General features: G+C 44.4%; 7 protein-coding genes. 1 reads left to right on the forward strand and 6 read right to left on the reverse strand.

Annotated features, from left to right (window positions below; genetic code table 11):
- Positions 1 to 33: 33 nt before the first annotated feature.
- Positions 34 to 4,458, forward strand: coding sequence for an MBG domain-containing protein (locus DEO27_RS30740; protein ID WP_112573093.1), 4,425 nt, complete (start codon positions 34 to 36; stop codon positions 4,456 to 4,458).
- A gap of 73 nt (positions 4,459 to 4,531) precedes the next feature.
- Here DEO27_RS30740 and DEO27_RS30745 read toward each other — a convergent pair whose 3' ends face one another.
- From DEO27_RS30745 to DEO27_RS30770, 6 genes are all read right to left on the reverse strand, one after another.
- Positions 4,532 to 5,710 carry an acyltransferase family protein gene (locus tag DEO27_RS30745; RefSeq protein ID WP_112573095.1) on the reverse strand — a complete coding sequence of 393 codons (1,179 nt, stop codon included), beginning with the start codon at positions 5,708 to 5,710 and terminating at the stop codon, positions 4,532 to 4,534.
- Entirely contained in the window at positions 5,710 to 7,923 is a 2,214-nt protein-coding gene (locus tag DEO27_RS30750) for an alpha-N-acetylglucosaminidase (protein WP_112573097.1), read from the reverse strand. The genes DEO27_RS30745 and DEO27_RS30750 overlap by 1 nt, the downstream gene beginning before the upstream one ends.
- On the reverse strand, positions 7,924 to 9,474 hold the full coding sequence (locus DEO27_RS30755; protein WP_112573099.1) for a glycoside hydrolase family 28 protein: 1,551 nt from the start codon (positions 9,472 to 9,474) through the stop codon (positions 7,924 to 7,926).
- 137 nt (positions 9,475 to 9,611) lie between these two features.
- Positions 9,612 to 11,204, reverse strand: coding sequence for a RagB/SusD family nutrient uptake outer membrane protein (locus DEO27_RS30760; RefSeq protein WP_112573101.1), 1,593 nt, complete (start codon positions 11,202 to 11,204; stop codon positions 9,612 to 9,614).
- 23 nt (positions 11,205 to 11,227) lie between these two features.
- Entirely contained in the window at positions 11,228 to 14,563 is a 3,336-nt protein-coding gene (locus DEO27_RS30765) for a TonB-dependent receptor (protein ID WP_112573103.1), read from the reverse strand.
- A gap of 190 nt (positions 14,564 to 14,753) precedes the next feature.
- On the reverse strand, positions 14,754 to 15,938 hold the full coding sequence (locus DEO27_RS30770; RefSeq protein ID WP_112573105.1) for a FecR family protein: 1,185 nt from the start codon (positions 15,936 to 15,938) through the stop codon (positions 14,754 to 14,756).
- Positions 15,939 to 16,005 lie beyond the last annotated feature (67 nt).

The following is a 16,005-nucleotide window of genomic DNA, read 5'->3' on the forward strand; positions in this document are numbered from 1 at the left end:
CTTGAACAACTTACCGGATAGTGTCCCGTGCAAATGAGGAAATATTTACTTTTCTTAATACTTACCGCTTTTTTTCAATGTTTACTAACCAGGGCAGGCGCGCAAGGCAATCAACATATTAAAAGCGGAGAGCACACCACAGCTGTTAATTTTCCGGCAGGAGGTTGTGTTTACGCCTGGGAAAATGACGCGCCCGATATTGGTTTAGCTGCCAGTGGCAAAGGCAACATCCCGTCGTTTACTGCAGTAAATACTGGTACAACTCCGGTTACAGCTACCATTAAAGCAAGGCCCTTGTCTTCTGATTTTGCTTATGTGGCCAATTATGGCTCAAATAACGTGTCGGTTGTAAGTACGCTTAGCAATACGGTTATAGCCACTATCCCGGTTGGGACAAATCCATTTGGTGTTTCGGTTAACCCTAACTCCACACTGGTTTATATAACTAACGAAGGTTCTAACAGTGTTTCGGTCATTAATACATCAACCAATACAGTAACCGCTAATATTCCTGTAGGCCAAAATCCCCGGGGAGTTACAGTAAGTCCTGATGGAAAAAGGGTATATGTAACCAATTTCGGGGAAAATAGCGTTTCGGTAATTAACGCGCTGACAAATACAGTGATATCTACAATAAGTGTTGGCCAAGGTCCCTATGGTGTTGCGGTAACACCCGACGGAAGTAAAATATACGTTGCCAATTATAACTCCAATGCAGTTTCGGCTATCAATGCAACCACGGGCAATGTAATTGCCACTGTGCATACAGGATCAAACCCGCTTGGTGTTGCTATAAGCCCTGACGGGACAAAAGCATATATATCAATCGCAGGTAGTTATATAATAACCGCTATTAATACAACGGATAATTCAGTTGCAGATGACCTGCGTGCAGAAACATACCCAACGGCAATGGTTGTTAGCGCGGATGGTTCAAAGGTTTATTTTGCTACCGCAGATGGATATTTTTGTTATTTGTTTCCCGATCTAAAGCAGGTAGCTGAGTTTGCTGCAACCGGTGGCTCGTTTTCGATTTCCGTAACGCCTGATGAATCTTACGTCTACATGGTAGATCATGCTAATAATGCGGTGGAGTATTTTTCATTAAGGGGACTTTCTACCGGCGGACAGGTTATAGTTGGATCCAGCCCTTATTCATTTGGCAATTTCATTGCAAAAGGCCCGGGATGTGGCGGGCAGCCAGTCACTTTTACAATTACGGTTGATCCACCTCCGGTTATCACAGTAAGTGCGGTTAGTGGTATTATTTCAGCTTGTGAGGGTACGCCATCTGCGAGCCCGGAAATTCAACAATTCACCGTTTTTGGAAGCGGTTTATCGGCAGATATTGTAGTCACTGCCCCTGCGGGCTTTGAAATATCATCCGGACTTGCCAGCGGTTACGGTAATACTGTAACACTTAGCCAAATAGGTGGCCTGGTTAGGGGTACAACCATTTATGTGAGGTCGGCTGCATCTGCCGTTGGCCATATATCTGGTAATGTAACACTCAGCTCGTCTGGTATTACTTATCAAAATGTAAGCGTAGCGGCCAGTATAAATAAACTCCCGACGGTAACTACGGTAAACAACCAGATGGTTTTTGCCGGTGACGCAACAAACCCTGTAAATTTTACGGGTACTGGAAATGTTTTTACCTGGGTAAATGATAAACCAGATATTGGCCTGTCTGCAAGTGGCACGGGCAATATACCGTCGTTTACCGCTGTTAATCATACTGGTGGCGCTGTTAAAGCTACTGTTACCGTAACGCCGGCACCGGGGCCTGCCTATGCGTATACGGCTAATCAAAATGCCAATACGGTATCAGTTATCAACCTTGATAATAACAGTGTGGTAGCGACAATTCCGGTGGGTGTACAGCCAACGGGTGTAGCTGTTAGTCCTGATGGGAAAAGGGTATATGTAACAAACCAAAACCTGATAGGTCCGCCTACCGGCAATACAGTATCCGTGATAGATGTGGCAACTAATACAGTTATCAGTAATATAACAGTGAACGAACATCCTTATGGCATAGCAATTAGCCCTGACGGAAGCAGGCTTTATGTAACCAGTCAAAGTCCATTTAATACCGTTTCAGTGATAAGCACCGCAACCAATACTGTTTTGAAAATTCTGCCGTCGGGAGGAGTGAACCCTCAAAGTCTTGTGGTGAGTCCCGATGGTACCCGGTTATACGTCACTAATAATTTAGAAAGAAATGTTACCGTATTTAACACTGCGACGTACGAAGTGGTTGGTACTGCACAAGCCCAGGGCTGGCCTTTAGGAATTGGTGTTACTCCTGATAATAAATTTATATACGTAGCTAATTACTATAGTAATACGGTGTCTGTAATTGATGCCGCAACATATTCAACTTTATATGAGATACCGGTTGGCGAACAGCCTACGGGTTTGGTTATTAGCGCGGCTGGTGATTTAACCTATGTGGCAAATGCATCAAGCGGTACAGTTTCAGTAATGAATAATAGTACACATACCGTTATAGCATCTATCCCGGTCGGTACATTTCCAAGGGGCATTTCTTTAAGCGGCGACGGTACTAAACTTTATGTAAGTAATCAGGGTTCTAAGAGTGTTTCAGTTATTAACACGCTGAATAATTCGGTGTTATCAACCATTAATATAAACGGGGATACTTATTCCTTTGGTAGTTTTGTTACTCCCTCCTCCTTATGTACCGGAAACGCTACAAGTTTTAATATCACAGTTAATCCGATCCCTGATATCACAGCGACACCACCTTTGCAGGCAGTTAATACAACTTATGGCACGCCTTCGGCACCAACCAGCTTCACGGTATCAGGTACCAATTTATCATCAGGCGTTTTGGTTACAGCACCCGATGGTTTTGAACTGAGCACAGATAACGTGGCTTTTACCAATACCGTTACTGTTGGTTCGGCAGGCAGTTTAAGCGCCTCAATAATTTATATCCGTTTAAAATCAACAACCGATGCAGGAGCGTATGCAGGCAATATTTTATTGAGCAGCACAGGGGCACCGGCAATAACTGTACCGATGCCCACGAGCAAGGTTACACCGGCGCCAATAACCGTAACAGCCAACGATATCGGTAAAATTTATGGTTCGATGTTGAATAACAATCCAGGTTCAACGGCCTTTACTGTTTCTGCCGGTGGTTTAAAAAATGGCAATGCCATTGCTTCTGTTAGTTTAACTTATGGTACGGGAGCCGAGCCCACAGCAGGAGTGGGGGTATATCAAAGCATTATTCCTGCTGTGAACACCGGTACCAACGGCTTTTTGCCCGGCAATTATGTCATTACCTATGTTGCAGGTAATATTAAAGTTAATCCGGCACCGTTAACTATTACTGCCGCTGACATCAGCAAACCATTTGGCACTACGCTAACCGAACAGACCAATTCTGCGGCTTTTACTTCATCTGGCTTGCAAAACCAGGAGAACATTGGGAGCGTAACAATTACTTACGGCTCAGGGGCAGCCGCGAATAACCCAATCGGCGTTTACCCGGCTGCTATCACACCGTCCTCAGCAATTGGCGGAACATTTAATCCCGTCAACTATTTAATAACGTATAGCGCAGGCAAAATCACGGTAATACCGCCGGTAGCAATTATAGCATCGGGAACGATAAGCGCTGTGAATACCATTTACGGTACGCCGTCAACGTCTGCAATTTTTACAATATCCGGAAATGGCCTGCCTGCGGGGATTTTGATAACACCGCCGGCGGGATTTGAAGTAAGTGTTGATAATTCGGGTTTCCACTCTTTTATTACCATGGGACAGGGCGGAAATATTGGTGTTACAACCATTTATATCAGATTAGCGGCTAAAACACCGGCAGGCATTTACAACGGTAATATTTTATTAAGCAGCGGCTCTGTGACCGCGACCCAATTTATGCCAAACAGTAAGGTGAACCCAACACCGCTTACTATAACGGCTGATAATAAAACCAAAGTTGCAGGTATGGCGAACCCTGAATTGACGGTAACATACACAGGCTTTGTGAATAATGAAACTGCGGCGCAGTTGGTTGCGAAACCTATAGTTACCACACCTGCAACCGCTTTATCTGCAGCCGGGCAATATCCGATAAACGCAACCGGAGCTATGTCGCTCAATTATACAATTAGTTATGTTGATGGGGTTTTAACAATCAACGCGTTGCCACCAAAAATTGTAGTCCCCAATATATTTACACCCAATGGTGACGGTGCCAATGATTTATGGGTGATATCATCATTAGAGTATTATCCGGGTAACACGGTAAGTGTTTACAACAGGCTTGGCCAGCAGCTCTTTCACTCCGTGGGATATTCCAAACCATGGGACGGTACTTATCATGGAGCAGGAGTGCCTTTCGCGGTTTATTATTATATCATTGAACCGGCGAAAAATAAACCGGTATTGTCGGGATATGTTACTGTTGTAAGGTGAGTATATGTTTAGTCGGTGGAAATATGATATGCTATTAATTTGATTTTTAAGAATCAACGGCACAAATCATAAGTTATATTTTCAGAAAAATCTTATTCCTGTATAGAATATAAAGCAACGTTAGCTGTATAAAAACCACGGATACAGCTGCCCATACAGGCTGCCAGTTTAGGGCAAGATGACTGATGATACCGCCAAAGAAATAATTTGCGGTATGTTGAAAATCTATCATTCCTTCGGATGCGAGGTAGATCACTATCGAATTTACGCCGATAAGCACAAAAGGGAAAGCCCATTTACGGAAACCGGCAACATCGATAATTAAATAGAATACTGAAAGGAAAACCAGGCTCCAGCCTCCAACAAACAGCACGAAGGAGCTGGTCCATAGGCGCTTGTTGATGGGAAAGGCTATATCCCAAAGTAACCCTAAGCCAATGAGGAGTAGGCCAGCCACGAATAAACTTAACCCTTTTTTCCACATGGCCCATTTTGCGGATTCAAGCTTTAAAAACTGGCCGGTGAATATTCCCAGCATGGCCGTACCTATTGCTGGGATGGTGGACAGTACACCCTCCGGGTCATGTACCTTATCATGCAATCTGCCGGGAAGCAGCAAGCGGTCGATGTAAGATTCCAGGCTGCCATTCATGGTTAAAACCCCAGCCCCATAGCCCGGTACAGGAATCCATTCCATAGCAGCCCAATAGCCCAGCAGCAAAATACCGAACCATAGAATTTGACATTTGGTACCAACATTCAGATAAATGATACCTGCAAAAAACCACGCAAGCCCGATACGGCCAAGCACGCTGGCAAAGCGGGTGTTTTCATAGCCATTAAACTTAAACAGGCCATTAACCACCATACCTAAAAAAAGCAGGATTACCGCGCGCCTGATCATGGAACGATAGATTTCGCCCTTTGCCGCTGACGGCAATAGATGAGGATGATTTACTCCATATTTTGCCGCTTTACTTCCCATGGAGTAAGGCATGGAAACGCCTGCGATAAACAGGAACAGCGGAAAGATCATATCATAAAAAGTAATGCCATTCCACACAGTATGATGCAGTTGCCCCGACATCCATACAAAAACAGGCCAACCGGTTGCTTTAGCAAGCGCATGTACAACACCTTCGCCGCTCATGATCCAGAACATATCAAAACCACGAAGCGCATCTAATGATAACAGTCGTACCGGTTTTTTTGCAGAATTATCCGATGATTTGCTTGTATTATTCGTTTCCATTATTCAAGGTCCTTAGCCATTGCTGTCCTGTATTTTTCATAAAGCTGCCGTGCAACTGTTGTGCTGCTGCCAGTCGGCATAACTGGATATGCTTTGGATGAATTAACCCATTGCCATTCCCAACCGCTTATCGATTTGTCAAACAGCTTAAAATCGGGTTCTTTACCTGTTTCGATCGATCCCTTCAGCAGCGTGAAAAACTTTTGCCACCGCACTTTATAAAAATCATTAAGTAAGCCGCTCCATTGCCTGCACGAGTATTCATGCAGGGGACTATCAGCATCGCCCCAAAGTGTTATCAGGTTGCGGGCATTTTTTTCATAAAGCGCTTTTTCAGCCGGGGTAGTTCCCCATTTGCGGGCATCAGCTATCCAGGGGCCAAGCATAAAATCCTTTTGAGTGGCCAACAGCCTGTCCATATCGGTTATCAGGTTGATATAATCATTACTGTACTGTTCAAAAGCTTTAAGGTCTTTATCACGATAAGCCTTCACCCATTTCAGTTGAAGCGGGCGGCCGTAGTTTGCCAGTACCTGCCGGGTAACATCAACCAAATCATAATTAAATCCGCTGCTTTGCTTGCATGCGGGTATAGCTGCAACCATTTTATCCCATGCGGGCAGTAGATACTTACGGTTATAGTTTAGATGCGTACGGGTCCATACAGCGGCAGAATCAAGAGTTGGCCTGCCTGTAATGATCGATTCGGCCCCATCGCGGATATCTTTGCCGTTGAAAACCGTGGTTCTGAGTGTTTGCCAGGCATCCACTGCATTCTTGCTTTTTACGCCATAACGGTTGAGGAGATAAGCCGGCAGCCATTCATCTAAATTGACAGGTTTATTTTGCCAGGTATTTTGCGTCATTAACTCATAAAGCACCGGCGTTTGCTCTATGGCTTCCATGGTTAAGCCAATGCCCACCAATCGGCCCGATTTTGGATCATTTAGCGCCTGTGCAGGTTGCGCGGCTACAGCTTCTATCCTCCCGAACAAACTATTATTGCCACCATAGTTGTGCAGCATATTCCAAATCCAGGGCTTGCCGTAAAAAGCTTCGGTACGTTTCCATACCGGTTCATAATCGGTATTAAGATCAAGTACGATCATGTGCTCGTTAGGTACTGCGTTTAGCAAAGCTTTGATCTGCTCATTTTGCCAGAATTTACGGTCGCTGAAAAATAGCCAGCCCTGCATTACCCAAACGGCTTTGGGATCCGCATTTTTCATCCCATCGTAAATCCTGGCGCTTAGCTCCGACAGGAATTTGGGATCATTGGATGGTGGTTCATTTTCGTTAAACGTATCGGCCGAATACAGGTGATCTGTACCGTAAACTTTGGTTTGTTCCTGGATGAATTTTTTACCGATCTCGGCGAATAAAGGATCCTCCGAGTCAAGGATATAAGTATCGGCAAAGCCATTTTTCCAATTGGTTTGCTTCAGTTTGGCATTAGGGAAATGCGTTTTGAACGATGCAGGCACGTGCCCGGTAAATGCGGGAAGTACTGGCTTGATTCCAAGCTCACGCTCACGCTGTAATATTTTCACCTGCAGGTCTTTGTGGCTGTTTATCCAGCTTGCAGGTAGCGGGCCATCCCACTGATCGATATTGCCCATATAAAACCAGCCAAAATATGCCGGACCGGTAAAAAAATCCTGCATATCCTTATTGCTGAAACCCATGGATTTGTACACCTTATCCCAAACATATTCCTGCCCGGTTATAGCCAGTGGCATATTAATGCCATGCAGGGCCATCCAGTCAATTTCTTTTTCCCAGCGTTTCCAGTCCCACCAGCTCATGCTGTAGCTGTAGGTGCAATAATTAAGGTAATAGCGATATTGATATGGCGTAGCTTTGCGGATCTTTTTAGCCGGCATAGGTAAACTTACGGGCAGGTTTAAGTTTGTGCCGTTCCAGGTAACCTGACAGTGCGTATATTCGGTAAGGTAATAATACAAGGCAGAGGCCACAGCCACACCGTTATTGCCCCTTAATATGATTTTGCCTTTTGCACCTTCTACCTCAAAAACGTCTTTTGCGTCTTCCGCCGGAAGCGGTTGAACAATAAACTTTTGCGCGTTACCGGGGATAACCCTTTTTATTAAAGCATAAGATGATTGAACGTTTAGCTGTGCCCGGGCATTTATTGTTGTTAAACACATACCGCCGAGCAATGCACAAATAAAAACCTTTGTTTTACAGCTCATTTAATTTGAAGTTTTAGGGTTGTTGGTTTTTATGATCTGCTCACGTTTGTCGGTGGGTTGAATATCCTGCAATAATTTAACCTTAACGTTATTTAAATACAATAGGGGCAATGTTTTAAAGCCCGATACATTGATCTTATCGGCAGCCAGTTCGCTCACATCATCAAAAACAAATGGCGTACGGAATTCTTTTCCTGCGTAATTGATGCGGATGTTTTTTAGGTTGAGGCCTTCTGTATGCCTCGCATAAAAGGCGGATGCAGGTAATTCCCCAAACATCGAAAACTCAGGGTATGAGGATATCTTCTCCGGTACTTTGGTTAAAGAATCGATGTTAAAAAATGCTGTCTGCTTTTTGGCTGTGCCTTTATAAGTTATATTGATGTTCTCCAACGTAACATCCCTCACCGGCGAACCCGGGATCCCGGAAACTGAAGATGGGAAAATGTTATGAGCGAATTGCTCCAGTGGGCCTTCTTCATGATAGCCTGCATCCGGTTTTCCGGCCGGTACTTCCACCTTAACATCGCCTATGTAAACACGGCTTATCTCACCTACAGGCCTTGTTTTGGCTCGTTTGCCCAACCTGATAAATATGGCGTTACCTGTATTTTTAGCTATAACGCCCCTAATGTCGATATCTTGAATAATAGCGCCATCTACCGATTCAATGGCCACCGCAGAGCGGAAGGTATCGTACACATAAATGTCACGCACGGTTATCTTTTTGAAACCACCCCAGGATGCGGTTCCCATTTTAAAGGCGCTGGCGCTTGAACGGATCTTGCAGTTGGCAATGTATATGTTTTCGCAAGCACCTTGCGGATCGGATGATTTCAAACAGATCCCATCGTCGGCTACGTTAAAAAAACTATTGGTGAGTTTTACGTTTTTGCAATCAACCAGGTCAATCCCATCGTTATTTAAAAATGTATTGCTGATCACGTTGATGCTGTCAATAACCATATTGGTACAGCTTCTGTAATCCTGGATCCAGCAAAGGCCATTTTTTATAGTGAAATTTTTAAGGTTGATCTTGTCGCACTTTTCAAATACAATGAGCTTAGGCCTGTTATCTTCTTCGGGGCGTAACTGGTGCCAGTCGTTATAGGTTTTCCATTCCTTATCTTTTAACGTGCCATTGTTCAGCATCCGGTAAATATCTTTGATCAATGCATCGCCCTGACCGTCAATGGCACCTTTTCCGGTGATGGTAATGTTTTGCTGTTTCTCCGCGACGATAAGCGCAGAAGCCTTTTCCGGGCCGTAAGTAATACGTTTTGCAGAGCCTAATAATTCAGCTCCCGCGGCGAGGTGCAACTCAATATTTGAGCGTAAATGAATAACACTGGTCACAAATTTACCTGCCGGGATCCAGATTGTTCCGCCGCCTGCTTCAGCAGCTTTGTCAATCGCATCCTGAATGACGCGGACATTATCGGTTTTGCCATCGGCCACCGCACCCAGCTTTTTAATATTGTAAATTTTTTGCTGCGCGGATGCAACATTGATCAGGGTTGCGGAAAACAGGAATAACAGGATTGCTCTCATAATTTATAAATGCTTTTACATGACCATTCACTTTAACAATTAAAGTTTGCGGCAGTTAAAGTAATCACTTTCATCAAAAAATTACCGGTAATAAAATCCCCGGCTGGAAACGGCCGGGGATTATTATTTAAGGATTATCAATAGCCCGGATTTTGTTTCAATTTAGGGTTTAACTGAATTTCCGGATTCGGTATCGGGAAGATCCGGTGGTTTGGATCGGCATCTGTTTTTATGCCCCAAGCTTTCTCAAACTGACCAAAACGGATCAGGTCATTACGGCGCCACCATTCAACAGCAAATTCGCGACCACGTTCATCAAGGATATCTGAAAGTGTTACAGAACCTAATGAAGCCGCTTTTGCACGGCTGCGCACCTGGTTAACCAGCGTTAAAGGCGAGTCGCCATTGGTGGCAGTAGCACCTCTTAAAATAGCCTCAGCCTTCATCAGCAATATATCGGCATACCTGAACATCGGCACATCGTTACCCTGGTTACGTGAGGTAGAAGTGCTGTCCGGATAAAATTTATTGTTACGGTAACCTTCTTCATTGGCCAGTTCATCATTGCCTATATCAAATGTGGCTTTGTTTCTCCAGGTGATATCAGGCGTAAACTCTAACTGGTGTTTCACTACACCACCCGGATCAGATCCGCTATAATTATCATCCAAACCTTTGTTGGTGGTGGTAATCATGATAGGCGTACCGTCGTTGTAATATTGCTTCCCGGTCAGGTATTGTTTTTTACGAACGTCATTAGCGTCGTTAAAAAGCGCGTAATAGGTTGGGAACGTATACATTGGTCCATCGGGTGCATAAGGCAGGCTGTATTTGGTTTTCAAAGCCGGGTGCAACGTCCAACGGGCATAGTATTGTCCCTGCGCCAGGTTTCCGTCGTAAGGTATCGCAAAAATAAAATCTTTAATCTGCGGACCGTTATTCGGCCTGAACATCCCCAGGTAATCGGCATCTAAAGCATATTTGTTGTCTTTGATCACGTTATCGCACATGGTAACCGCGTCCTGGTATCTTGGAGTGCCGATGTAATAGGCGGCATTCAGATACATTTTTGCCAGTATGGTGTATGCAAGGTACTTGGTAGGCCTGCCATAAGTTGAAACATCAACGGTACTGCTCAGGTTAGGGATCTGGGCCAGTAACTCGCTTTCAACAAAGGCAAACACCTGTGCACGGGTTTGGGTACCCAAATTGGTAGTATCGCCAAAACTTTTGGAGATAGGCACGTTACCAAACAGGTCCATCATGTAAAAATATGCCATGGCCCGCATGGTTTTTATTTCGGCTACGGTTTGGTCTTTAGCTGCGCTTTCTGCCACCGATGAAAATAACGATAACACCTGGTTACAGGTACTGATGGTTGAGAAACCCCATGTCCAGTCGTCTTCAAATATGGTATTATCAGGGGTATAAGTATGCAGGTTAAGGGTTGAATAAGTACCGCCGTCAAGCCAGTTACCACCACGGGCAACCAGTACGTTTTCGTCGGTACTCAGGTTTAAAGTAAGCCATAGGTTACGTCCCGGAGTGCCGCGAAAGGTAGTATAAATTGGCCCTGTAGCCGCCACAAACTGCGCCGGGGTTTTAGGAAAGTTTGCCGGGGTAAGCGTTGATACGGGTACCACATCAAGCTTGGTGCAGCTTTGTAAAGCCACCAAAGCCATACATACCGCTAAAAAACTAAAAACTATATGTTGTTTAATACGATTCATCTTGTTTGATCTTTAATGGTTAATTATAAATCTACTTGAACACCAACCAGGTAACTGCGTGTTTTAGGATAGAAGTTGTTGTAATCTACCCCAATGAATTGCCCGCTTGCCTGGTTGTTTAAGCTCAGGTTCAACTCCGGATCAACACCTTTGTATTTGGTGATGATGAACAGGTTGGTACCGGTTAGATAAACCCTTACACCATGGATATAATTACCCGGAACCTTAAATTTATAAGCCAGTGTAGCATTGCTTAAGCGTACAAACGTGCCGCTTTCCAGATACCTTGTAGAGAATAAGTTAGCGTTTACATCATTACCCGGCTCGCTTAAGGTTAACACGGGTACGTTGTGCGCCGAGGCCTGTGTTGGCTGGTTAAAGCTTGCAAGTGAGGCGTCCATGATTTTATTGCCACCCTGCCCGCGGAAGAAGAAATTAAGGCTGAAGTTTTTGTAATTCAGGTTATTTCCCCATCCAAACGTATAGGTAGGTTGCGCGTTGCCGGCATAAGTCTGGTCGGCACTTGTTGGTGTAGTAGTTGGCTGACCATTAGCACCCTGAAAAGTTGAAACGCCGTTGGTTCTGCCTAAATATTTAAGGGTATAAAACTCACCCAGCGGATAGCCTGCTTCAATGATAGATACGTGGATCCCGCTCTGGCCAGGTGCCTCAGGGTAACCTGCATAAATTTTTGACAGGTTTACACCCAATGAAGTGATCTTGTTTTTGTTGAAGGCAATGTTTCCGTAAGTATCCCAGCTAAACGCGCCCGATTTTACAGGAGTTCCGTTAAGTGCAATCTCCACACCTTTGTTGCTCATGCTACCCACGTTGGCAGTTAAGGTTGATACCAGGTTAGTAACTGTTGATACCGGGATCACCGAGATCATATCGGTAGTTTTCTTGTTGTAGATATCCACAGATCCGCCAAGTCGTCCCTGGAATAAAGAGAAATCGATACCGGCGTTTATGGTAGCAGTAGCTTCCCATTTCAGGTTTGGATTAGGGTTTTGAGTTGGGCCGATAGCGCCGATATAGTTGCCATTATAATAGAAGCTGCCTGTTGTTCCGTATTGGGTTAGCGGAGTATAGGCAGGGAAACCTTGTGAGTTACCTGTTTTACCATAACCAACACGCACTTTCAGATCATCAAACAGGTGTTGCGATTTCATGAATGATTCATCGATCACCCGCCAGGCGGCAGAGCCGGCAGGGAAGTAACCCCAACGATGATTGGCACCAAACGCGTTAGAACCATCACGCCTTAATGAAGCCTGGAAAATATATTTGCCTTTGTAGCTGTAATTAACGCGCGAGTAAAACGAGATCAGGCGAAGAGTTTCAACCTGCACGGTACCGTAGTTAACCAGGTAACCGGCAGGAGGGGTGCCCAGACCAAGGTTATTATAACCGGTATCATCCGACACGAAATTTTGATTGGATGACTGGAAGCCGTTGCCTGTTGTGGTTTCATCGTACGAATAACCGGCAAGGATCTTGAAATCATTACTGCCCCAATTGTGTACGTAGCTTAAGTAGTTTTCAAACAATTTTTTGGTATCCTCATAAGTTGAGCGAATGGCTTGTCCGCCCAGGTTTTGAGCCAGTTCCGATGCCGAATTATGGTAGGTATTGCTATTCGTTGTACGGCTTTGGTAAGCAAGGTTAAAGTTATACAGGAAACCAACCGGTAAAGTCAACGTACCTTTCACATTACCTAACAAAAGGTTAATTTTTTGTTTATAGGTGTCATTCTTGATGAGGCCAACCGGGTTATAACCTATCAACAAAGTAGGATCGGTATATAAAGTACCGTCGGCATTGTAAATTGTGCGGGTAGGCAGGTATTGAACAACTGATTTAAACAAATTGGGATTTTGACCATTGGTAGTTGTTTGCGGGATATCATTGATGATCAGATCTGAATTGGTTACCGAATTGCTCAATGAGAAATCAAGCTTCAGTTTGTCGTTCAGCGTTTTTTGCGATAGGTTCAGCCTGCCAACAAAACGATTCAGCCCGCTTCCTTTTACGATACCCTGGTTTTCGAGGTAGTTGATACTTCCACCGAAAGTTGTTTTATCACTGCCGCCACCAAATGATAAGTTATGATTTTGTGAAAAGCCTGTATTGCGTTCTATTTCCTTACCCCAGTCAGTATTGCCGCCGTTATCATTTGCAGGGGTAAAACTTTGACCGTTTGCTTTTACATAAGCCCTTAACTGATCGGCAGTAGCTACTTCAAACCTGTTGGAGATCTTTTGCATAGAAGCATAAGCATCATAGGTCATGCGTAACTGGCCCGATTTGGCTTTCTTGGTGGTAACTATAATTACACCGTTGGTAGCCCTGGTACCGTAAATAGCCGACGCGGAAGCGTCTTTCAAAACATCGATGGAGGCGATATCTGAAGGAGCTACCAAACTAAAATCGGCACCCGGCACACCGTCAATCACATAAAACGGGGTAGAGGCTGCTCCTGCGCGTAATGATGAAGGTCCGCGAAGTGTAACTGTTGCGGTTCCGTTAGGGTTACCATCATTGGTGATATTCAAACCGGCAACTTTACCTTCCAGCAGGTCGGCAGGGGTTGCAACAACACCGGCGTTGAAAGATTCAGATTTTACTGTAGAGATGGCACTGGTTAGCTCCTTTTTGGTACTGGTACCGTAACCTACAACAACTACTTCGTTCAAACCTTTCTGGTCTTCGTTAAGCACAACGGTAAGTGATGTCTGGTTCTCTACCACTACCTCTTTCATTTCAAAACCGATAAAACGGAACTGAAGTGTGCTGCCTTTTTCGGTGTTAATGGTAAATGATCCATCGGCAGCGGTTGAAGTAATGGTTGACGCGCCTTTAACCTGCACGGTTACTCCCGGAATGGGCTGGCCTTTTTTATCCACTACTTTACCGGTAACACGTACCGGAACCGGCTTTTCGGCTTGCCCGTTACCCGTAGTTTGGGTTGGCTCTTTAATAATGATGGTGTTATCATCCAGCTCGTAGGTTAACGGCTGATCTTTAAAGATCTCAACCAGCACTTTGCTAAGCTCTGTATCAGTAACATGGATAGATACAGGCAGTGCTTTTTTTATAACCTGGTTATTGTACATGAACAAATACCCGGTTTGTTTCCGCAATTCCTTTAAAACCGATTTAAGGTTACCGTTTTCTTTGGAAAGGCTGACTTTTTGCGCCATAGTAGATGCACTAAGGTGCATGGTAAGCACAAACAAAAGGACGCCCGTGAGTTTCATTATCCGTAATACCTGTTTAAAATAACTATCGCGTAGGTTTATCTCATTTGCCCCCTGACCTATGGGCATAGGAGCTTTAGAATGTAGAAGATGTTTCATACATTTGAATGTTTGGGTTAAGTTTAAAATCAATGGTTACAATTGTAATTTGGGTTGATCCAATCACTTAGCCTCTCTGGCTGGAATCCGGAGGGGCTTGCTTTTTCAGATACCCTTTACCGAAGTTACTTAGGGTGTATGCTCATGTTTTTAAGTTTATTGGGTTAATTGGTTATTGGTTAAATTATGGTTATTTCTTTTCTACGGTAACTGTTTTCCCTTCTATCGTAAACTTTACGCCACCTGTTGATTCCAGGATCTTAAACGCTTTAGAAAGGTTATTACTCTTCTTTACCTCGCCCGTGAAATTCAGGGTAGGTTTAGGGCCTTTATAAACTACATCAATATCATACCAGCGGGATAGTTCCAGCATCACCTGGTCAAGATCAGTATTGTCAAACAGGAACAAGCCATTTTTCCAGGCTACTATATCTTCTGTATCAACTGTTTTTATATCAAACTTTTTGGAGTTGGCATTAAAAACCGCCTGCTGCCCTGGCACCAGGATCTGTTTCTCGTTGCCGTTAGATATTTTGACGGAGCCTTCTAAAAGTGTGGTTTTGCCCGGCTGCTCCTGGTAGGCGCGGATATCAAAATGGGTTCCAAGCACCTCAACCTTTTGACTGCCGTAACTCACTATAAAAGGCATCTTTTTATTTTTTGCCACCTCAAAATAGGCTTCGCCTGTAACGGTGACGTTTCTTGCTTTGCCGGTAAACGCCGTTGGATATGAAATAGAGGATTCTGAATTAAGCATAACTGCAGTTCCGTCGGGTAGCTGTAACTGGTACTGGCCGCCTCGTGGGGTAGACATCGTATTGATCATCGGCGCTCCGGTTGTTGAGCCACCGGGTACATAAGCAAGACTGCCGTTGGCCAATTTAACCACGCTTGTATTACCCTGTTGGCCAAGCTTGCCATTTTGCGCGTCGTTAAGTTCAATTTTTGCGCCGTTGGCAAGTGTTAATATTGCTTTATTACCACCAGGTTTAACGTCCTGGTGTGCTTTATTAGCGGCAAGGGCTTCGTCGTTTTTTCTGAGGCGATATTGATATAAACCAAACGATATGGCTAATACCGCGATAGCTGCGGCGGCATAGATCAGCGCGTTTGAGCGTTTTTTAATAGGGACAATATTGTTATCGGAATCAGCCTTAGCGTAACCGGCCAATGCCATATCCAGCATTCTTTCGCGGGCTCCGGCAGGGAAGGGGTCCTCTTCAAACTGGTGCGATTTGAATACTTCTTCCATCAATCCGTACACCTCGGTTTCTGAACCCGGTTCGTTGATGAGCTGCATCAATTCATCGCGCTCCTGCGGTGTAGCGGTTTTGTTAAAATATTGGTGAAATAAGTAGGGTAATCTTTCAGACATTTTTTGTGTTCTTCTACAGCTAAAGAGCCATAAAAAATCAAAAAGGGGTAGTCGGAATTAAAAAAAA

The organism is Mucilaginibacter rubeus (assembly GCF_003286415.2).
In the GTDB taxonomy this organism is placed as follows: domain Bacteria; phylum Bacteroidota; class Bacteroidia; order Sphingobacteriales; family Sphingobacteriaceae; genus Mucilaginibacter; species Mucilaginibacter rubeus_A.

What these genes read in the sequence shown, in the direction of transcription:
- DEO27_RS30765 (WP_112573103.1), bottom strand. Translation starts at nt 14,563, where the DNA reads ATGAAACATCTTCTACATTCTAAAGCTCCTATGCCCATAGGTCAGGGG.
- DEO27_RS30755 (WP_112573099.1), bottom strand. Translation starts at nt 9,474, where the DNA reads ATGAGAGCAATCCTGTTATTCCTGTTTTCCGCAACCCTGATCAATGTT.
- DEO27_RS30745 (WP_112573095.1), bottom strand. Translation starts at nt 5,710, where the DNA reads ATGGAAACGAATAATACAAGCAAATCATCGGATAATTCTGCAAAAAAA.
- DEO27_RS30770 (WP_112573105.1), bottom strand. Translation starts at nt 15,938, where the DNA reads ATGTCTGAAAGATTACCCTACTTATTTCACCAATATTTTAACAAAACC.
- DEO27_RS30750 (WP_112573097.1), bottom strand. Translation starts at nt 7,923, where the DNA reads ATGAGCTGTAAAACAAAGGTTTTTATTTGTGCATTGCTCGGCGGTATG.
- DEO27_RS30760 (WP_112573101.1), bottom strand. Translation starts at nt 11,204, where the DNA reads ATGAATCGTATTAAACAACATATAGTTTTTAGTTTTTTAGCGGTATGT.
- DEO27_RS30740 (WP_112573093.1), top strand. Translation starts at nt 34, where the DNA reads ATGAGGAAATATTTACTTTTCTTAATACTTACCGCTTTTTTTCAATGT.